This window comes from Saonia sp. (assembly GCF_056326165.1).
Map to the genome: position 1 here is coordinate 109,251 of NZ_JBWFBN010000005.1, position 20,907 is coordinate 130,157.

The following is a 20,907-nucleotide window of genomic DNA, read 5'->3' on the forward strand; positions in this document are numbered from 1 at the left end:
TATATATATTTTTGGATTCTCTAAGCTACACAATTGCCAAGAAGAATGCAATAGTGTCAAAATGCTGCCATTGAAACTCTCAAAAACAGGTTGGTCATCAACTTTAACTTCTTCTTAGCAAATTATTTGTCTAATTTTAGGAAGCATTAAAAACCGACTAAAAAACCACAAAAATGAAACCAATCCTAAACCAATTATTAAAAGAAAACAAACAACTAGAACAACAAGAAGCCAAAAAAATAAAAGAAGAACTAGCTAGCCCAAAAACCACAGCCAATAGAAGAGATTTTCTAAAAAGAACAGGCTTGGGCGGCATGGCTCTTACTGGTCTTATGAGCATGTCCTTTCAAGATTCTATTGCGCAATCCACCTCTAAAGTAAACCGACTCTCTAACCCATCTGATTTAAAAATAACGGACATACGTTATGCTACCTTAGACAATGGTACCTCCTATACCAATGCCCGTAATGTGATTATTAGAATAGATACCAACCAAGGTATTTATGGCTTGGGAGAATTACGAGACGGTGCAGACCCCAGATATGGCCTTTTTTTAAAAAGCAGGCTCATTGGACTTAACCCTTGCAATGTAGAAATGCTCTTTAAACTAATAAAGCAATTTGGAGGTCATGGTAGAAAAGCTGGTGGGGTTAGTGGGGTAGAAATGGCCCTTTGGGATTTGGCGGGCAAAGCCTATGATGTTCCCGTATGGCAACTATTGGGAGGTAGGTATAGAGATAAAGTACGTTTATATGCCTATGTACCAGAGCACGATAAAAAGAACTTAGACGTAGAAAAATTTAAAGAAGACTGTAAGGTACGTATGGTAGACCAAGGTTTTACTTGGTTAAAAATGCATCCGGGCATAGAAGCCTACAGCCATATTCCAGGAACAACAGTTAATACAAAATACATACAGGGTTTTGAGGATAACAACTTGGACAATTATCTTTCTTACCAAAATACAAGGCACTCCAACACGGCCATCCAAGTAACCGACAAAGGCTTGGATGTACTATCTAACTATGTAGCACAAATTAGGGAAGTTGTTGGCTATGATATTCCATTGTCTGCAGACCACTTTGGGCATTTTGATGTAAACAATTGTATACGGGTTGCCAATTCCCTTGAAAAATACAGATTGGCCTCACTGGAAGATATGGTGCCTTGGGATGAGACCGAACAACACAAACGCATTACCGAAGCTATTAACTCGCCTACTATAACTGGGGAGGATATTTTTGGCAAGGAAGCCTTTAGGGTATTGTGCGATGCTCGTGCCGTGGATATTGTACACCCAGATATGGGTACTGCTGGCGGTATTTTGGAAACCAAAAAAATTGGCGACTATGCAGAAGAAAAAGGTGTAGCCATGAAAATGCATTTTGCGGGCACTCCCATTTCTTTTATGGCCAATGTACATTGCGCTGCTGCCACCCAAAACTTTTTGGCGTTGGAACTTCCCATACAATGTGTGGACAACCCTTGGTGGCCTAAATTAATGAACATGGTGGGCAAACAACCATTGTACACCAAAGGATTTGCCAATGTCCCTCTAGATGCTCCGGGATTGGGAGTAGATTTAAATGAGGATGAAATCAAAAAACACCTTCATAAGGAGGATAAAAGTTATTTTAGACCCACTCCAGAATGGACGGAAAAGCGTTCTCATGATAGGCTGTGGAGTTGAAAAATAAGTGAATATAATATGATATTTCTCATTTCAGAGAATTGATAAAACAGAAGTATGGATACTAGTATTCATACTTCTGTTTTCAGGTCAAACTCATTGTGAGAATCCATCTAACCATATTTAAATCAATTATTTAGAATAATCCTAAACTGGGGGTGAATTGTAATAGTAAAAAGAAAGGTTCTCTAAAATGTTTTATCTTTAGTAGACTTTTTATGATAAAACTAATTTCCATAGCGACCTCTTTTCTTATTCTGGTTCAAAGTTTCCATATTAGCATAGGCGAAATTGTGGAAATGGACGAGTTAATTGAGCATGCACAATTCCATTCAGAGGAATATGGGGATAATTTTTTGGTATTTCTTTCCAAACACTATGGGGAACTAAAAGCAGAGCATAGCCAAAAACATCAAGAAGAACAGCAGGAGCATGAGGAAATGCCTTTTCAGCACCAAGCGCATACCGTAACGCTTTCCGCCTTTGTTTTAAATGACACTTCTATATATACAAGTACTCCAGAATTTATGACGGATAGTGCTACCAATTACTTCTACCAAGCATCCTATTCTTTTTTTGAAAAGGATGGCCCCTTTCAGCCACCCCGGCACGTTTAATTCATTGTTGACACATATCATTTTCTAATAAGCTATATACCAATAGCTTCACAATTTTATATAATGGATTATGCTTTCATATATCATCAATTTTAGTATCAAGAACAAGTTTGCTGTACTCTTGTTTACCTTATTTATTATCGGTTTTGGGGTTTATTCGCTCACCCAAATCCCCATTGGTGCCGTTCCAGATGTGACCAATAACCAAGTACAGGTACTTACAACATCCAAAAATTTATCTACCCAGGATATGGAACAATTTATCACCTATCCCGTGGAGCTGGAAATGGCTAACCTTCCCGGTGTTAAGGAAATTCGTTCTGTTTCCAAATTTGGATTGTCAGTGATTACCATCGTTTTCGAAGACGACATGGGCACCTATCTCCCGCGCCAGCTTATCGCAGAAAAAATAAAAACAGCATCAGAAAAAATCCCTGCCGGATTTGGCACTCCAGAAATGGGACCTATAACTACTGGATTGGGAGAAATTTACCAATATATCTTGGATGTTAAGCCAGGATATGAAAACAAATACAATGCAACAGACCTTAGAACTATACAGGACTGGATTATAAAAAGGCAGCTCTCAGGTATTCCCGGAGTTGTAGAGGTAAATACCTGGGGAGGCTATTTAAAACAATATGAAGTGGCCATAACCACAGAAAGGTTGCTTGCCATGGACATTACGGCCCAAGAAGTATTTACTGCTTTGGAAATGAACAATAGCATCGCCGGTGGTGGATATATTGAAAAGGTAAACCAAGCATACTTCATTAGAGCGGAAGGGCTAGTAACCACTTTAGATGATATTAGAAATATAGTTGTAAAAACAACTGAGGGTATTCCCATTTACATTAAAGATGTAGCTCAGGTAGATTATGGCAGTGCCAACCGCTTTGGGGCCATTACGGGGAATGGCCAAGGCGAGAAAGTATTGGGGCAGGTAATGATGCTCAAGGATGCCAACTCCAAAAAAGTCATAGATGCAGTGAAGGAGCGGGTGGCATCCATATCAAAATCCTTACCAGAGGGCGTATATATCAACCCGTTTTTAGACCGAAGTGAGCTCATTGCAAAAACGACTTTCACGGTCACTGAAAATCTTATTTTAGGATGTTTGATTGTCATTTTTGTAGTAGTACTCTTATTGGGTAATTTTCGTTCTGGATTGGTTGTGGCTTCTGTTATACCCCTTTGTTTGTTATTTGCCCTTTCCCTGATGTATATTTTTGGTGTTGACGCCAATTTAATGAGCTTGGGAGCCATTGATTTTGGAATAATCATTGACGGTGCGGTCATTATTGTAGAGTTTATTGCCTTTCAGATCACATCAAAAAAATCTGAATTGGAATTGCTTTCCAAAGAGGGCAATCAAATTGCAAAAGACAACATAACCACTAAAAGTGCTTCTAAAATGATGAGTTCTGCCATTTTTGGGCAGCTCATTATCCTTATTGTATTTATTCCCATCCTTTCACTGAGCGGCGTGGAGGGGAAAATGTTCAAGCCCATGGCCCTTACCTTTAGTTTTGCTTTGATTGGCGCCATGTTGCTTTGCTTTACCTATGTCCCTGTAGTGGCATCCATGTTCCTAAAGCCATCAACCCTATCCGATAAAAATATTTCCGTTCGTTTAATGAACCGGTTGAACAACATCTTTGATTCCGTTATAAATTGGGCCTTTAAAAGTAAAAAGTGGGTGTTGGGAATTTCCATCTTTTTACTTGCTATTGCCGCCTTCATTTTTACAACTATGGGAAGTGAATTTGTTCCCACCTTGGATGAGGGCGACTTTGTGATTCAGCCTGTTTTAAAAACAGGGACTTCTCTTAGCAAAACCATAGAAACCACCACAAGAATAGAAAAAATTCTATTGGATGAATTTCCAGAGGTGGAGCAAGTTGTCACCAGAATAGGTGCCGCAGAAGTTCCCACAGACCCCATGTCCATGGAAGAAAGTGATGTCATCATCATTTTAAAACCAATTAAAGAATGGGTCTCTGCCAAAACCAAAGATGATTTAGCCGATAAGTTCAAAGAAGCGCTTGCCATCATTCCCGGTATGGAAGTAGAGTTTACACAACCCATAGAAATGCGCTTTAATGAATTGATTACCGGAGTAAGGGCAGACATTGCCATTAAGATTTTTGGAGAGGACTTGGATATTCTCAACAAAAAGGCCAATGAAATAAAATCTTTGATTGAAAATGTGCCCGGTGCCGCAGATATTTCGGTGGAAAAGATTGTTGGACTTCCCCAAATGAGTGTAGTTTATCATCGGAAAAAAATTGCTCGTTATGGCCTAAACATCAAAGATCTAAATGATATGGTATCCATGGCATTTGCCGGGCGTACCGTTGGCAGTATCTATGAGGGCGAAAAAAGGTTCGACCTTGTGGTCCGTTTAGAAAAAGAGAATAGAAAGGACATTGAAAATTTAAAAAACTTATATGTGGATGTACCCTCTAATGGAAAAATTCCACTGAGCGAGCTTGCAGAAATCACCTATCAAAAGGGTGCTGCAAAAATATCTAGGGATGATACCAGACGAAGAATTGTGGTGGGCATCAATGTCCGCAACCGAGATCTACAATCTGTTGTGAATGATATTCAAAAAATAATAAATGATAATGTAAAATTGCCCGTGGGCTATTCCATAACCTATGGTGGCCAGTTTGAAAACCTGCAAAGTGCAACGGCCAGGTTAAAAGTCGCTGTCCCCATAGCACTCCTATTAATTTTTGTGATGCTTTATTTTGCCTTTAAATCGGTCAAGGAAGCATTGATCATCTATTCTGCCATACCGCTTGCGGCTGTTGGTGGCATATTATTATTATGGGCAAGAGGATTGCCATTTAGTATTTCTGCTGGGGTAGGGTTTATAGCCCTATTTGGTATTGCAGTCCTTAACGGCATTGTCCTAATTGAACATTTTAAAGAATTAAAAACCAAAAGTTATGAAAGCATGGAAGCACTTATAAAACAAGGAACAAAAGATAGGTTAAGGGCAGTATTGCTTACGGCTTCTGCAGCCGCTTTAGGGTTCTTGCCCATGGCATTGTCCACCAGTGCAGGGGCAGAAGTACAAAGGCCATTGGCAACCGTAGTTATTGGTGGGCTGATTACAGCCACACTTTTGACTTTGGTTGTACTACCCATATTATATGGATATTTCAGCACTCCAAGACAGAAAAAGAGCACTTCCAAAGCGGCTAAAAAATCCCTTACTGGGTTAGGATTTTTATTGATTTTAATCTGCTTTCCATTATGTGTTAGGTCACAAGAAAAACCTTTAAGCTTGAACAATTTGATTGAACTGGCCATAAAAAACAATGCGGGCCTAAAAGCTGAAGAACTCAAAGTTGAACAATCCAACGCACTCATAAATAGTGCCTTCAGTTTTGATAAGACACAAGTGTATTACCATTATGATGAGAACAATCTTGCCGTAAACAATGACCCTCTAAAAGTATTTGGTGTACAACAGGATTTTCTGTTCCCATCGGTATACTTTGCTGAAAAAAAATTGAATAAAACCAGTTATAACCTAGTATCCAGCACCTATGAAGTTCAAAAGAAAAGGCTAGAACGAGAAGTTACGGCAAACTACTACCAATACCTTTATGAAAAAGAAAAGGAAGGTGTTTATAGAATGCTGGACAGTATTTATCAAAACTTTTCTAGCGTGGCACAGCGAAAATTTGAATTGGGTGAAACCAATTATCTGGAAAAGATAACGGCACAATCCAAACAAAAACAAATAAATATCCTATATAATCAAGCTATTCAAGATGCTTCGGTAGCTTATGGAAATTTATTGAAAAAGGTTCAGGCGGATGAGGCAATTAAAATTGTCTCGGTACCCATCAATAAAATTCCAATAAAGGAAATTGGTATTGAGGAAAGCCCAGAAATGGTCTATTATCAAAACCGATTGGGTTTAATGAAAGCACAGAATAATGTGCAGAAACAACAATTGTTGCCCGATATAAGCCTGAATTATTTTGTGGGTACAAATGACAACTTAAATGAGAATCTTTATGGGTATCAACTAGGGCTTAAAATACCTTTATTGTTTGGTGGTCAATCTTCAAAAATTAAAGCATCTCGGATAGCAGAAGATATAGCCTCGGAGGAATCCAAGGATTATAAGATTCAATTGGACACGCACTACAATGCCTTATTGGCAGAATTCACAAAACGAGAAAAGGCCCTATTCTATTATGAACAAGAAGGTTCCTCCCTATCCGATGAAATTCTTAAAACTGCCATGGTAAGTTTTAGAAATGGGGAAATAGATTTTTTTCAATATATACAGAGCATTGAAAACGCTTATGAAGTTAAGCTTGGTTATTTGGACAATCTTAACCAATACAACCAAACAGTCATCAATATTAATTACCTAACTCTTTAAAATCATGTTCATGAAACATTTCATATATAAAATAGCCATCATAGGACTAGCAGCAAGTTTTTCTAGTTGCAATTCTTCTGAAAAAAAAGGAGCTGAAGCTGTTGAGAATAATACACAAACTGCCAGTAACCTAATCAATATTTCCCATGAACAATTTGAAAAGGGTTCCATGGAAATGGGAAGCTTGGAAGAAAAATCTTTTCCTATAGTTGTTAAGGCCAATGGAATGATAGATGTTCCGCCAGAGAATAAAGTGATCGTAAGTGCCACAATGGGTGGTTATATTAAAAACACCCCATTTTTAATAGGGGATTCCGCGAAAAAGGGACAGGCATTGGTCACCATTGAAAATCCAGAATTTGTGACCATGCAACAGAACTATGTTGAACTTAGTGAAAGTTTGGTTTACTTAAAATCTGAATATGACCGCCAAAAAATCCTTTTTAATGAAAATATAAGTTCTCAAAAAAAGTATCTCCAATCTGAGAGTGAATATAAAACCGCACTTGCAAGGCACAACGGTCTCCGTAAAAAATTATCCATGCTCAATATCTCCATAGCCAATGTTGAAAATGGAATAATTACCACAACGGCTCCCATCTACGCCCCAATCAGTGGAAGTATTACAAAAGTCAATATAACCAAAGGAATGTTTGTTTCCCCGGCAACGTCCATTTTGGAAATTATTGATAACGACCATATTCATTTAGAGCTGTCTGTATTTGAAAAAGACATCATGAAAATTAAAAAAGAACAACAAATACAGTTTGTTATACCAGAAGCTTCGAATGAAACCTATGAAGCGGAAGTTTATTTAATAGGCACCTCAATTAATGAAAACCGAACCATAAAAGTACACGGACATCTTAAAGATGAATCCAATCAAAACATTTTAACAGGGATGTTTGTGGATGCCTCAATAATCACAGATTCCTTTTTGGAACGGGCCTTGCCGACAGAAGCAATCGTTACCATAAATAATATTTCCTATGTGCTTCTAGTGGATTCTAAAAATGAAACTGATTATACTTTTAAACAAGTGGAAATTCAAGCAGGCAATACTTATGGTGGCTATACAGCTGTTAAAAATGTAAGTCAATTTGATGCTACCAGTACTTTCTTGACCAAAGGTATTTTTAATCTTATTAGTGAGTAAAAAATATTTCTGCTATTAAAAACAAATTTAACCTAACCCTACATCCAAGCTCATCATCACGATAAAGCCGGCAATAAAGCCCATTGTGGCAATATCAGTGTATTTGTCTTGCTGTGTTTCGGGAATTACTTCCTCAACCACCACAAAAATCATGGCCCCAGCCGCAAAAGAAAGGGCATAAGGTAAAATAGGCTGAAATGTCATTACCGCCCATGCACCCAAAACTGCTGCAATGGGTTCAACCATGGCAGAAGCCTGTCCATACATAAAACTTTTTCTTCTACTTAACCCCTGTCTGCGTAAAGGCATGGCCACTGCAAAACCTTCTGGGAAATTTTGCAATCCTATACCTAAGGCCAAAGCAACTGCTCCACCTATGGTTGCCCCATCAAATCCGGCAGCTACACCTCCAAACAAAACACCCACTGCTAACCCCTCAGGAATATTATGCAGGGTAATTGCCAAGGTTAAAAGGGTTGTCCTGTGCCATGGTGTTTTTACTCCTTCTGCTTCACTTTCCTTAAAATTAATATGTAAGTGCGGCAGCACTTTATCCAACCCAAAAAGGAACAGGGCACCCAATAAAAATCCAATTGCGGCTGGAATTACTTTTACAAATCCTTCTCCAGGGCTCATTTCTATTCCTGGTGCCAATAAACTCCAAAAACTGGCCGCTACCATGACACCACCCGTGAAACCTAACATACCGTCCAACACGGCACGGTTCATTGTCTTGAACATAAAGACCAATGCTGCACCTGCAGCAGTTAAACCCCATGTAAACAAGGTGGCATAGAATGCCGCTAGGATAGGGTCTATAGATTCAAAATAATCAATTACAGTCTGTATCATTTCTCATCAATTTTTAAATATAGGTTAGATGCTATTTGATTGGAAATATTCATCTTTTTTTTATTAATTTCAATAGTCAAAGAACCATCAAATTCCTCTTTATCCACAACTTTTATTACTTGACCAAGAGCAATATTATTCTTGCTTAAAAATTTTAAAAAAGGTGCAGTTGAATCTTTTACCCCAACACAAATCCCAGTACTATTTAACGGAACTTCACTCAATAGCTTTTTAATTCTCTCTTTAAACTCCCCATTTTTGGTGGGAATAGGGTCACCGTGTGGATCAAATCTTGGGAAATCTAATAGCTCATCTAGTTTATTGATTAGCTGTTCACTTTTTATATGCTCTAGCTGTTCCGCTACTTCATGCACCTCATCCCAAGAAAAATCTAGCTTCTCAACTAAAAACACTTCCCATAAACGGTGTTTTCTTATAATTGATAATGCTGTTTTCTTTCCTAAATCCGTCAATGAAACTCCTTGATACTTTATATAATTGACCAACTTTTTTTCTGCCAGTTTTTTTGCCATATCGGTCACAGAGGAGGGTTTGGTTTCCATTTGCTCTGCAATGGCATTTGTGGATATGAGTTTAGTTTTGTTTCCTCCTAAATGAAAAATAGTCTTTATATAATTTTCTTCTGATTGAGTCATTATAACAATGTCGATTAATACAAAAATACATTTTTATATATAAAAACAAATTTTTAGTTTTGTCTAAATTTATATTTCGCCTAGTTTAAATGAAATTAAAATCATTTTTTGCCTTCATATTCCTGCAAATTCTTGCTGGCACAGCTCTTTACGCGCAAAACGCAACCGTAAAAGGCCAGATTTCTGAAGGGAATAATCCCATAGCTTATGCCAATATATATCTTAAGGGGACCTCAATTGGTACTTCCTCTGACGAAAACGGAAATTATATCTTATCCTATTTAAGCAAAGGAGATTATGTGCTAGTTGCTTCTGTCATTGGTTATTTACCATATAAAAAGGCTTTTCATATTAATAATGGGGAAGAAAAAACAATCAACATAAAGCTAAAAGCTTCTACCGTGGCTTTAGACGAGATAGTAATTAGTGGCACTCTAAAACCAGTAAGTAGGTTGGAAAGCCCTGTTCCTGTAGAAATTTATAAACCCACATTTTTTAAGAAAAACCCCACACCCAATATTTTTGAAGCATTACAAAATGTAAACGGCGTTCGCCCGCAGGTTAATTGTAATGTCTGTAACACAGGGGACATTCATATTAATGGTTTGGAAGGTCCATACACATTGGTATTAATTGATGGTATGCCCATTGTTAGCGGGTTAGGTACTGTTTATGGTCTTTCGGGAATTCCCAACTCCCTTATAGAACAAATTGAAATCGTTAAAGGACCTGCCTCAACCCTATATGGCAGCGAAGCAGTTGGTGGACTCATTAATATTATTACCAAAAATGATATGAATGCCCCTGCTTTTTTTGCTGATACTTTTTTATCAAGCTGGGGAGAACATAATTTGGATATTGGAGCTAAAATTCCTGTTGGTAAAAAAGCAACTGTCCTACTTGGTATTAACTATTTCAACTTCAATGAGACCATAGATAATAACAGTGACAACTTTACCGATTTAACACTTCAAAATAGAATTTCAATTTTTCAAAAATGGAACTTTAAACGAAACAAGTCCCGAATGTTCTCCTTGGTTGGGCGTTATTTTTATGAAAACCGTTGGGGAGGTGAAATGCAATGGACACCTGAGTTTAGAGGAGGTAATGAAATATATGGAGAAAGTATTTATACCCGTAGATGGGAAGTTTTGGCAAAATACCAACTTCCAACAATTGAAAAATTAATGCTTTCTTTCTCATACAACGACCATGACCAAAATTCGGTTTACGGTGATGTCCCCTATCTAGCACAACAACGTATTGGTTTTAGCCAACTAACATGGGATAAGGAACTTGGCAATCATGATTTATTATTAGGAACTTCAGTTAAATACCAATTTTACAACGATAATACAACTGCAACTGTAAATGCCAATGAGGTGGTGATACCCAGTCTTTTTATACAAGACGAACTAAAATTTGTCCAAAAACATTCCCTTTTGGTTGGACTACGATATGATTATGATAAAAGACATGGTACCATTATCACCCCAAGGGCAGCTTATAAATGGAAACTGACCGACAATGATATCTTTAGAATCAATGCCGGTTCTGGGTTTAGGGTTGTTAACCTTTTTACAGAAGAGCATGCTGCTCTTACAGGCTCAAGAGATGTAATAATCACGGAAGAGTTAGAACCAGAACGTTCTATGAACGTAAACTTAAATTATCTTAAAAAAATATATGGGGACAACGGTACTTTTGTGGGATTGGATGCTTCTCTCTTTTACACCCATTTCAAGAATATTATTTTACCGGATTATGATACCAATCCCAACCAAATAATTTATGACAATTTGGATGGAAAATCTATTTCCAAGGGAATTAGTGCCAATGCGGATGTTGTTTTTGCAAACGGATTAAAAGTTTTAGTGGGTGCAACTTACCAAGATGTAAGCAATACCGAAAACGGAATTAAAACAAGACAAATTTTGACCGAGCGCTTTACAGGTACTTGGAATGTGTCCTACACTTTTAGGTCTTTAGATTTAAGTATGGACTATACAGGAAACCTATACAGCCCTATGCGGTTACCCTTGTTGGGAACTAACGATCCAAGAGAAGAATATTCCCCCTATTGGAGTATTCAAAATATTCAATTAACCTATAAGGGTATTACAAATTTTGAAATCTATGGAGGCGTTAAAAACTTACTTAATTGGACGCCTAATAAAGGTAATGAGTTCATTATTGCTAGATCAAATGACCCTTTTGATAAAAACGTGATTTTTGACACCAATGGAGATGCTCAAATTACTCCCGACAATCCTTATGGGTTAACTTTTGATCCATCTTATGTTTATGGTCCCAATCAAGGAAATAGAGGGTTTTTAGGTTTACGATATACTTTATTCTAGAAAAATGAAAAAGGTTTTAAAAAAGGGGATTTTATTGGGTATTGGATATGTGATTATAAAATGGACAATACTAGGCCTTTTGGGCACATATTTATATAAGAAAGGGTTGTGGAGCAATTGGTATTTATTGATTTTACCAGCAATAGGCCTCACTGTTTATTTAATTCGTAAGAGAAGAAAATCCAAGAAAAGTACTCCCTAAACCTCTCGGTTCATTAGCTTAATACCAAAATGGCGCAGTAATTCCTTTTTACTCCCATCTATGGTCATGGAATCCAAAACATTAAGCGCTTTTTGGGTATAGTTTTCAATTTCTTTTTTAGTCAAGTCCGCCGCGCCACTTTCTATAAAAATTTCTTTTACGGTGGTAACTTTAGAATGTGGGTCGTTAGGCTGTATTGAAAATAAATCTCCCAATTCTTGTTGTTGTTCTTGGGTCGCTGTTTCCATTGCCTTTATAAACAAAAAAGTTTTTTTGTTTTCTATAATATCTCCCCCAACCTGTTTTCCAAAAGTCTTAGGGTCACCAAAAGCATCCAAATAATCATCCTGTAACTGAAAAGCAATACCTAAATTTTTACCAAACTCGTACACGGCGTTCTTATTAGCATCAGAAGTTTCTGCAATAATGGCTCCCATTTTCATAGCACCTGCAACCAAAACAGCGGTTTTGTACTCAATCATTTTTAGGTAGTGGGGAATGTCCACATCGTCCCTATTTTCAAAATCCATATCATACTGCTGTCCCTCACACACTTCCAATGCTGTTTTGCTAAAAACTTTGGCCAAGTCTTTAAATATGGTATTGTCATATCCTTCAAAAAGTTGATATGCAGTAATCAACATGGCGTCCCCAGATAAAATTCCAGTATTTACATCCCATTTTTTATGTACTGTTTCTTTTCCCCTTCGCAAGGGTGCGGCATCCATAATATCATCATGCACCAAAGAAAAATTGTGAAAAATCTCTACAGCCAAGCTGGCATCCAATGCCTTTTTATAATCGGTTCCAAAAATTTCTGCAGTGAGTAAGGTTAAGACAGGACGCAAGCGTTTGCCTCCCAATTCCAAAATATAGACTATGGGCTCATAAAGATTTTTAGGCTCCTTGGTTTTCACCTTACTCTTTAGATACTTTATAAATGCTTCCCGGTACTCCTCAACTGTATGCATTAAGCCAATTTTGTTCAAAAATACATTCATTTTAACAAACTTCATTTTTTGAACATTCTTTTCGGCAAAATGAAACAATATTGAAAATAGTTCGTCAAATAATGCAATGGTTTCTAAAAACTTCGTCTTTATAACTGAAAACCGACACTAAAAACCTTTAAATGGTTTCTGAAGAAGAAAACTACTTAAAACTAAATACCTTTTTTAAAGAAGAATATGGCTCTTTAAAGGGTTATGTGCGGTCCAGAATTGACCAAACGGTGGATAGTGATGCTGAAGATATTATACAAGATGTGGCCCTTAGAGTCTTCTCTAGACCAATTGATGCCATCCCTATAAATAATATCGCCGGCTTTGTTTACAACTCGTTGAGGAACAAAATTATAGATGTAATGCGTACAAGAAAAGAAAAATTATACGGTGATGAGGAACTGGAGAATTTTTGGACAGAGTTTGCTGAACTGTTTTACGGAAAATCCAATTATGAGTATCCCGATCACTTAAAGGAAAAGCTTAAAGAAGCCATTTTAGACCTTAAACCTTCTTACAGGGATATTATTCTTGCCGTTGATTTTGAAGGATATACCTACAATGAGATTGCGCAACAAACTGGAATTTCCCCCGGAACTCTAATGTCCAGAAGACACAGGGCAATTTCCTTATTATTTAAAAAATTAGAAATAGAAGTAATTGTATAAAACTTTAACAAAATGGAACATAAAAATAGATTTGAACAAAGAATGGAACGAAAGTTTGAAAAAGGAATGACCAAGGTAGTTAAAATAACTTTTGCTGTCATTTTTGGTATCATAATGGCCTTTCTAGTGGGTTATATAGTCATGAGATTATGGAATTGGTTAATGCCAGATTTATTCGGTTTAGGCATGATTGGTTATTGGCAAGCTGTTGGTATTCTTATTCTGGCAAAATTATTTTTTGGTTTTGGCCACTGTGATTCCGGTGGTAGAAAGCATAAAAATAAATTTAATAGAAAAAAATGTGACCCTATAAGAAAAGATTTTGCTGAATGGGACCACTATGATGATTTCTGGAAAGAAGAGGGTGAAGCTGCCTTTAAAGACTATATAAAACGCAACAAAAAAGAAGAATAAGTTCTACTGTTGAGTTAGATCTGCATATTAGGTAAATGTTAAAATATCTTAAAACTATGGAAACTTTTTTTGTTTTTAAAGTTTCCTGACTTAGATTTGCCGACTCTTATGAAGACTAAAATTATAGAAAAGGCAACAGAACTATTTTTAAACCTTGGGTTTAAGAGTGTCACTATGGATGATTTGGCCCACAAAATGGGCATTTCTAAAAAGACCATTTATGCGCATTTTCCAAACAAAACAAAACTAGTTGGGGAATGTACTATGAATGTTTTTATGAAAATTTCTGCAGGGATAGAAAACATTTGTTCCTTAAACAAAAATCCAATTGAGGAACTGTATGAAATTAAAAAGCATATGATGGTTCACCTTAAAAATGAAAAATCATCTCCACAATATCAATTACAAAAATATTATCCACAGATATATGAGGCACTGCGCAATAAACAATATGAGGTTATGGGAGAATGCGTGGTGGAAAACCTTAACAAGGGTATAGAAATGGGTATTTATAGAGAGAATCTAAACATTGCCTTTGTTTCCAGAATATATTTTTCTGGTGCTATGAGCATTAAAAATATTGAGGTTTTTCCGCAAACCATATTCCCCATGACAGAGCTCATGGACAACTATCTAGAATATCACCTTAGGGGTATAGTTACACCAAAAGGTAGAACTATATTAAATAAAATCATCAATTCAAATCAACAGTAAATGAGAAATCAATTTTTGACATTTTTAACCATCTGTATAACATCAATTAGTTTTGCTCAAGAACAAGCCACTAATTATACGTTGGAGGAAGCTATTGCTTTCGCCTTGGAAAATAATTATAGTGCAGTGAATGCAGACAGGGATTTAGTAGATGCCCAAAAACAGAAATGGGAAGTTATTGCTACTGGACTACCACAAATAAGTGGTGGTGTAAGTTATACCAATCAACTTAAGCAACCTGTAACACAAATTCCGGCTGAATTTTTTGGTGGTGCTCCTGGCACGTATCAAGAAGTAGTTTTTGGACAAGCGCAATCTATGAGTGCCACAGCTACTTTAAGACAGCAAATTTTTGATGGCTCTTATATTGTGGGGGTACAGGCAACCAAAACATTCTTAGATTATAGTGCTAATAACAAAGAAAAGACCGATTTAGAGGTTAGAAAAGCCGTTGTGGAAGCCTATGGCAATGTTTTGTTGGCGCAAGAAAGTGTTACCATTTTGGAAAGCAATAAAACTACTTTGGCAAAAAACCTTGATGAGACACAAAAAATATTTGAAAATGGTCTTGGTGAAGAAGAGAGCGTGGAACAATTGCAGATTACGCTTTCCTCAGTGGAAAATCAATTAAAGAATGCCATTAGACTTAAGAAGATTACGTTGCAGATGCTAAATCTGGTAATGGGACTTCCTATTGATTCCCCAACGGGTTTGGCTGAGGACTTAGATACTTTGACTCAAAAACAAATTGATTATGATTTAGTGGAAACTGATTTAAACATTAATAACAATGTTGACTTTAAACTGGCAACCAATCTTAATGAACAACGTGCATTGGAACTAAAGCTTGCTAAAAGCAGAGCACTGCCAACCCTAAATGCTTTTGTAAATTATGGATCATCTTCTTTTAGCGACAGTTTTGACTTTCTAAAGAGTGAACAACAATGGTTCGATTCTTCCATTCTAGGTTTTGACCTTAATATTCCCCTTTTTAGTTCTCTAGGTAGAAGTGCTAGTACACAAAGAGCAAAAATTGCCTTAGAAAAAGCTAAAACACAATTAACAGAAGCTGAAGAACAAATTCGTCTTCAATTAGAAAATGCCAAAAGCAATTACACCCTTGCTATTGAAGAATACAAAACAACCAAGGAAAATTTAAACTTGGCAGAACGTATAGAAAAGAAGAACCAAATAAAATATTTTGAAGGACTAGCATCTAGCTTTGAGCTTAGACAGGCTCAAACACAATTATATGCTTCTCAACAAGAATATTTACAATCTATGGTAAATGTCATCAATAAGAAAACAGCATTAGAGATAATATATAACAATTAAACAACGTCAATCATATAAATTATAATACCATGAAAAGAATACCATTCTTAATCATTCTAACCCTTTTTATTGCTTCCTGTGGAAAAAAAGACAATCCTATTGAAAGTGTTATCATGAGCAATGATATTGAGGTTCTTACCAGTAAGAGAGCAGAAATTGTTGCACAACAAAAGGATATAGAGAATCAAATAAATCAACTAGATTCTGTTATTAACGTAATTAAAGGAGATGGTAATCTTCCTTTGGTTTCTGTAATACAAGTAAGCTCAACAAAGTTTGACCACTACTTAGAAGCGCAAGGAGATGTAATGACAAGACAAAATGTCCTTATTTACCCAGAAATGCCTGGAACATTACAAAGAGTCTACGTAAAAGAAGGACAAAAAGTGGTTAAAGGACAATTACTTGCCTCAATTGATGATGGAGGGTTATCCAGCCAACTTTTGCAAATGAAAACACAGACAGCACTGGCCAAAACCACTTTTGAACGTCAAAAGCGTTTGTGGGAGCAAAAAATAGGTTCAGAAATTCAATTTTTACAAGCAAAGGCCGCTTTTGAGTCTCAAGAAAGTGCCGTAAAGCAAATGGAGAGTCAATTAGCAAAATCAACGATAAGGGCACCTTTTTCTGGAATTATTGATGATGTAATTAAGGATCAAGGCACAGTAGTTTCTCCTGGTCCAGGTTCGGAAGTTTTTAGGATTGTGAACTTATCTAATATGTTTATAGAAGTAGATGTTCCGGAAAGTTATTTAAGTACAGTAACAGAGGGTAAAGAAGCCATCGTTTACTTTCCAGTCCTAGGAGATAGTGTTGTTACTAAGGTAAGACAAACTGGTAATTTTATAAATCCGGGGAACAGGTCGTACACAATTGAAATTCCTGTTTCTAACAAAAAAGGAAGTATAAAACCTAACCTTACGGCCAAGGTAAAAATAAACGATTACACCAATGAAAATGCACTTATGATTCCGCAAGGAATTATATCTGAAAATGCTGCAGGTGAGCAGTATGTATATGTAACTCAAGAAACAGAGGGGAATAAAGCAGAAATTAAGAGACAAATTATAACTACTGGAAAAACAAATGGAGATTTTATAGAAGTTTTATCTGGTGTTAACAAGGGAGAATTTCTCATTAGTGAAGGTGCACGTAGTGTAAAGCCAGGTCAGAAAGTTCAAATTCAAAACTAATGTCTATTAATCACAGACTAAAAACTATAAAATAAATGGACAAAGCGAAAAAAAACGCAGAAAAAGAGTTTAAACCCTCTTCATGGGCCATTAACAACCCATCGGTTATATATGTAATGATTGGCTTGTTATTCCTAATGGGTTTGTCTGCCTATTTTGCCATGCCAAGGGAAGATTTTCCTGAGGTTAAAGAAACTAAAATATATGTTAGTACGCCATACCCTGGAAATACTGCTGAAGATGTTGAACGTTTAATCACTGACCCTTTAGAAGAGGAACTAAAAAACGTTTCTAATTTGGTTAAAATTACCTCAACATCACAAGAGGATTATTCCATTATAACTGTTGAATTTGATGAAAAAATCACTGTAGAAGCAGCAAAGCAAAGTGTAAAAGATAAAGTTGATGGCGAAAAAGCTGGTGAAGATTGGCCAACTTTTAACAATGCAAAAGTTGAGCCTTCAGTTTTTGATATGAACATCTCTGAGATGTTTCCTATCATGAATGTGAACATGTCTGGCGATTTTCCTGTAGAAGTTCTAAAAGAATATGCAGAATACCTACAAGATGAAATTGAAGATTTAGATGCAGTTAAGGAAGCAACAATTCGTGGAGCACAAGAAAAAGAAGTAGAAATTGCTGTAGATGTCTACAAAATGATGGCGTCTAAAGTAAGTTATGATGATATTCTTGGAGCTGTTAGCAATGGGAACATGACCGTTTCTGCCGGTAATATGGATGTTAGCGGACAACGAAGAACCATTCGTATTCTTGGTGAAATTGAAAGACCAAGTGACCTAAATAACTTTGTAGTTAAATCTGAAAACGGCACAATCTATCTTAAAGATATTGCTGAGGTTATTTTTAGAGACGAAGACAAAACCACTTATGCTCGTGAAAGTGGTAATAATGTGGTAATGCTAGATGTTAAAAAACGTTCTGGACGTAACATGGTTGCAGCAGCAGCAGTGATTAAAGAAATAGTTGCAGATGCCAAAGCCAACTACTTTCCGCCAGATTTAAAAGTTACCATAGCTAACGATTCATCCGCAAGAACAATGACACAGGTAGATGATTTGGTAAACAACATCATCTTCGGAATTATATTGGTGGTAACGGTACTCATGTTCTTTTTAGGTTTCCGTAATGCTTTATTTGTTGGGTTTGCAATCCCGATGTCCATGTTCATTTCATTCGTGATTTTATCGTGGTTAGGGTATACCCTAAATACCATGATACTTTTTGGACTTATTATGGGACTGGGAATGTTGGTAGACAATGGTATTGTGGTTGTTGAGAATGTGTATCGCTTAATGGACGAAGAAGGCATGTCTCGTATAGAAGCGGCCAAAAAAGGAATTGGAGAAATCGCATTTCCTATTATCATATCTACATTAACTACTGTAGCAGCTTTTGTACCTTTAGGTATGTGGCCTGGAATGATGGGTGAATTTATGATATTCTTCCCCATTACCCTTTCAGTTGTACTGGGAGCATCTTTATTTGTAGCCATTTTTATGAACTCTATGTTGGTTTCCCAATTCATGGAAATTGGCGAAAAAGAACTGAGTAATAAAAAGCTAATTCAGCTAAGCATTATTTTAGGTGTTATTGGCACATTAATATTGATTTTTGGTGGTGCCATGAAAGGACTTGGTTCTGTAATGATTTTTACTGCCATTATGTTCTGGGTATACAAATTTGTACTGAAGAAATTGGCAAACAGATTCCAAAAAAATGCCTTACCAAGATTAGAAAATTTCTACGAAAAAAGATTGAAACATGCGCTTAGAGGTAAAAATGTATACTGGTTTTTTGGACTAACAACGTTATTCCTGTTTGTTGTTTTTGGTCTCTTTGGAGCTTCTGTTGGTGCTGGTAAAACATCTATTGAATTTTTCCCAGATAATACCCCCAACGAAATATATGCCTATATAGAATACCCTCAAGGAACTTCTATAGAAAAGACAAATGAAATTACAAGACAAATAGAAGAACGTTTTTATGCTGTTTTAGAGGACCAAAAATTCCAAGAAAATGGGGCTAATTTTATTGTTTCTTCAGCTTTATCTCAAGTAGGACAGGGAGCAGGAAATCCAATGGTAGATGGCGCATCTTCAGGAGACACTCCCCACCGAAGTAAGATTACGGCCTCTTTGGTAGAATATAAATATAGAAATGGAATTGATACAGAAGCTATTAGAAAACGTATTCAAGATACACTTCGTGGTGTATATCCTGGCGTAGCAATTTCTGTTGAAAAAGACCCCGTTGGACCACCTGCTGGTTACCCAATCAATATAGAATTAGAAGGCAGGGATTATGATGAACTCATCCAAACTGCTGAACAGATGCGCGATTTTATCAATACCAAAAACATAGCTGGTATTGAAGAATTAAAGATTGATGTAAATAAAGGAAAACCTTCTATGGAGGTAGTTGTAGACAGAGAAAAAGCAGGAGAGCTTGGTGTATCTGCAGGGCAAGTAGGTATGCAACTTAGAAACTCTTTGTTTGGTGCTAAAGCCGGTGTTTATAAAAAAGATGGTGAAGATTATGACATCTATGTTCGTTTTAACAAAGACCTTAGATACGACCGTGGCGCATTATTTAATCAGAAGATTATCTTTAGAGACCCAGCAAACGGGCAAATAAAAGAAGTGCCGGTTTCGGCTGTGGCTTCACAGAAAAACACTTCTTCTTTTAGTTCCATTAAGCATAAGAATACAAAACGTGTGGTAACGGTTTATTCTGGTTTAAAACCTGGATTTACAGATGCCGGAGCTATTGTAAGTCAAATTCAAGAAGAAATGGAAGACTATAAAGGTTTGCCAAAGAATATTGATATTGATTATACAGGCCAGATAGAAGAGCAAAACAAGCAAATGACGTTCTTAATGGGGGCCTTTTTTACTGGTTTAGGACTTATTATGCTCATTCTAATATTCCAATTTGGCGGCGTTTCTAAACCTGCAATTATAATGACGGCAATTTTCTTGAGTCTTATTGGTGTGTTTGGTAGTATTATCTTATTTGGCTGGTCGTTTGTTATTATGATGAGTATGATGGGTATTATTGCCCTTGCCGGTATTGTGGTAAATAACGGTGTAGTATTACTAGATTACATTCAAATTCTAATAGATCGTAAGAAAATCGAATTAGGTCTGGGTGATGATGAAATGTTAGACGGAGACCAAATTAATGAAGTTATTATAAAAGGAGGTAGAGCACGTTTGCGCCCTGTAATTCTAACAGCAATAACTACGGTATTAGGTTTAATTCCGTTAGCTGTTGGTATAAACATAGATTTCTTTGCCCTTTTCTCTGAGTTTAACCCTCATTTCTACTTAGGTGGAGATAATGTGGTTTTCTGGGGACCTTTGGCAAAAGCAGTGATTTTTGGTTTGATTGTAGCTACTTTCTTAACCTTGATTATTGTACCCGTATTATTTAATATTGTGTACCGCCTTAAATTATGGATACACAAAAGAAGAAAAGCAGCTGAGCATAAAGCAGTAGCTGCTTAATTTAGTTTGTTGAGCTTAAAAACCCGGTGATTTTGTCATCGGGTTTTTTATTTTACTGTTTTGCATAGAACTGCTGCGTAATACTTCTTAAATTTGCAGCCATAATA

15 protein-coding genes are annotated in these 20,907 nt (G+C 36.5%); 12 read left to right on the forward strand and 3 right to left on the reverse strand.

Going from position 1 to position 20,907, the window contains the following annotated elements; all coding sequences use genetic code 11:
* Positions 1 to 173 precede the first annotated feature (173 nt).
* From AC000W_RS06570 to AC000W_RS06585, 4 genes are all read left to right on the forward strand, one after another.
* Entirely contained in the window at positions 174 to 1,691 is a 1,518-nt protein-coding gene (locus tag AC000W_RS06570; protein WP_474747009.1) for a mandelate racemase/muconate lactonizing enzyme family protein, read from the forward strand.
* Positions 1,692 to 1,909: 218 nt separating this feature from the next.
* Positions 1,910 to 2,308, forward strand: coding sequence for a hypothetical protein (locus AC000W_RS06575; protein ID WP_474747010.1), 399 nt, complete (start codon positions 1,910 to 1,912; stop codon positions 2,306 to 2,308).
* Between the two features lie 70 nt (positions 2,309 to 2,378).
* Positions 2,379 to 6,722: a CusA/CzcA family heavy metal efflux RND transporter gene (locus AC000W_RS06580; protein ID WP_474747012.1), complete on the forward strand. Its 4,344-nt coding sequence runs from the start codon at positions 2,379 to 2,381 to the stop codon at positions 6,720 to 6,722.
* A gap of 10 nt (positions 6,723 to 6,732) precedes the next feature.
* Positions 6,733 to 7,878, forward strand: a complete 1,146-nt coding sequence (locus AC000W_RS06585; protein ID WP_474747013.1) for an efflux RND transporter periplasmic adaptor subunit — start codon at positions 6,733 to 6,735, stop codon at positions 7,876 to 7,878.
* 27 nt (positions 7,879 to 7,905) lie between these two features.
* Here the strand turns inward: AC000W_RS06585 and AC000W_RS06590 are convergent, their stop codons facing one another.
* Positions 7,906 to 8,730 carry a ZIP family metal transporter gene (locus tag AC000W_RS06590; RefSeq protein WP_474747015.1) on the reverse strand — a complete coding sequence of 275 codons (825 nt, stop codon included), beginning with the start codon at positions 8,728 to 8,730 and terminating at the stop codon, positions 7,906 to 7,908.
* On the reverse strand, positions 8,727 to 9,386 hold the full coding sequence (locus tag AC000W_RS06595; protein WP_474747017.1) for a metal-dependent transcriptional regulator: 660 nt from the start codon (positions 9,384 to 9,386) through the stop codon (positions 8,727 to 8,729). Before AC000W_RS06595 ends, AC000W_RS06590 begins: the two co-directional genes overlap by 4 nt.
* Before the next feature lie 89 nt (positions 9,387 to 9,475).
* Here AC000W_RS06595 and AC000W_RS06600 point away from each other — a divergent pair, with 89 nt between their 5' ends.
* Positions 9,476 to 11,746 (forward strand): TonB-dependent receptor, encoded by a 2,271-nt coding sequence (locus AC000W_RS06600; protein WP_474747019.1) that lies wholly within the window; start codon positions 9,476 to 9,478, stop codon positions 11,744 to 11,746.
* A 4-nt stretch (positions 11,747 to 11,750) separates the two neighbouring features.
* Positions 11,751 to 11,948 carry a hypothetical protein gene (locus AC000W_RS06605; RefSeq protein ID WP_474747020.1) on the forward strand — a complete coding sequence of 66 codons (198 nt, stop codon included), beginning with the start codon at positions 11,751 to 11,753 and terminating at the stop codon, positions 11,946 to 11,948.
* Here AC000W_RS06605 and AC000W_RS06610 read toward each other — a convergent pair.
* The gene (locus tag AC000W_RS06610) at positions 11,945 to 12,919 is read right to left on the reverse strand and encodes a polyprenyl synthetase family protein (RefSeq protein WP_474747128.1); all 975 of its coding nucleotides are present in this window, start codon (positions 12,917 to 12,919) and stop codon (positions 11,945 to 11,947) included. The genes AC000W_RS06605 and AC000W_RS06610 overlap by 4 nt on opposite strands.
* Positions 12,920 to 13,080: 161 nt before the next feature.
* Between AC000W_RS06610 and AC000W_RS06615 the strand changes: the two genes are divergently transcribed.
* The 6 genes from AC000W_RS06615 (at position 13,081) to AC000W_RS06640 (ending at position 20,800) form a co-directional block, all read left to right on the forward strand.
* Positions 13,081 to 13,617, forward strand: coding sequence for an RNA polymerase sigma factor (locus AC000W_RS06615; protein ID WP_474747022.1), 537 nt, complete (start codon positions 13,081 to 13,083; stop codon positions 13,615 to 13,617).
* A 12-nt stretch (positions 13,618 to 13,629) separates the two neighbouring features.
* A complete protein-coding gene (locus AC000W_RS06620; RefSeq protein WP_474747024.1) occupies positions 13,630 to 14,031 on the forward strand; it encodes a hypothetical protein in 402 nt (133 codons plus the stop codon).
* Positions 14,032 to 14,139: 108 nt separating this feature from the next.
* A complete protein-coding gene (locus tag AC000W_RS06625; RefSeq protein WP_474747026.1) occupies positions 14,140 to 14,745 on the forward strand; it encodes a TetR/AcrR family transcriptional regulator in 606 nt (201 codons plus the stop codon).
* Positions 14,746 to 16,080: a TolC family protein gene (locus AC000W_RS06630; protein ID WP_474747027.1), complete on the forward strand. Its 1,335-nt coding sequence runs from the start codon at positions 14,746 to 14,748 to the stop codon at positions 16,078 to 16,080.
* 29 nt (positions 16,081 to 16,109) lie between these two features.
* A complete protein-coding gene (locus AC000W_RS06635; RefSeq protein ID WP_474747029.1) occupies positions 16,110 to 17,273 on the forward strand; it encodes an efflux RND transporter periplasmic adaptor subunit in 1,164 nt (387 codons plus the stop codon).
* A 35-nt stretch (positions 17,274 to 17,308) separates the two neighbouring features.
* Entirely contained in the window at positions 17,309 to 20,800 is a 3,492-nt protein-coding gene (locus AC000W_RS06640; RefSeq protein WP_474747031.1) for an efflux RND transporter permease subunit, read from the forward strand.
* Positions 20,801 to 20,907 lie beyond the last annotated feature (107 nt).

Excerpts from the sequence above, each read along its gene's own strand:
- AC000W_RS06570 (WP_474747009.1), top strand. The coding sequence starts at position 174 with ATGAAACCAATCCTAAACCAATTATTAAAAGAAAACAAACAACTAGAA.
- AC000W_RS06575 (WP_474747010.1), top strand. The coding sequence starts at position 1,910 with ATGATAAAACTAATTTCCATAGCGACCTCTTTTCTTATTCTGGTTCAA.
- AC000W_RS06580 (WP_474747012.1), top strand. The coding sequence starts at position 2,379 with ATGCTTTCATATATCATCAATTTTAGTATCAAGAACAAGTTTGCTGTA.
- AC000W_RS06585 (WP_474747013.1), top strand. The coding sequence starts at position 6,733 with ATGAAACATTTCATATATAAAATAGCCATCATAGGACTAGCAGCAAGT.
- AC000W_RS06590 (WP_474747015.1), bottom strand. The coding sequence starts at position 8,730 with ATGATACAGACTGTAATTGATTATTTTGAATCTATAGACCCTATCCTA.
- AC000W_RS06595 (WP_474747017.1), bottom strand. The coding sequence starts at position 9,386 with ATGACTCAATCAGAAGAAAATTATATAAAGACTATTTTTCATTTAGGA.
- AC000W_RS06600 (WP_474747019.1), top strand. The coding sequence starts at position 9,476 with ATGAAATTAAAATCATTTTTTGCCTTCATATTCCTGCAAATTCTTGCT.
- AC000W_RS06605 (WP_474747020.1), top strand. The coding sequence starts at position 11,751 with ATGAAAAAGGTTTTAAAAAAGGGGATTTTATTGGGTATTGGATATGTG.
- AC000W_RS06610 (WP_474747128.1), bottom strand. The coding sequence starts at position 12,919 with ATGCATACAGTTGAGGAGTACCGGGAAGCATTTATAAAGTATCTAAAG.
- AC000W_RS06615 (WP_474747022.1), top strand. The coding sequence starts at position 13,081 with ATGGTTTCTGAAGAAGAAAACTACTTAAAACTAAATACCTTTTTTAAA.
- AC000W_RS06620 (WP_474747024.1), top strand. The coding sequence starts at position 13,630 with ATGGAACATAAAAATAGATTTGAACAAAGAATGGAACGAAAGTTTGAA.
- AC000W_RS06625 (WP_474747026.1), top strand. The coding sequence starts at position 14,140 with ATGAAGACTAAAATTATAGAAAAGGCAACAGAACTATTTTTAAACCTT.
- AC000W_RS06630 (WP_474747027.1), top strand. The coding sequence starts at position 14,746 with ATGAGAAATCAATTTTTGACATTTTTAACCATCTGTATAACATCAATT.
- AC000W_RS06635 (WP_474747029.1), top strand. The coding sequence starts at position 16,110 with ATGAAAAGAATACCATTCTTAATCATTCTAACCCTTTTTATTGCTTCC.
- AC000W_RS06640 (WP_474747031.1), top strand. The coding sequence starts at position 17,309 with ATGGACAAAGCGAAAAAAAACGCAGAAAAAGAGTTTAAACCCTCTTCA.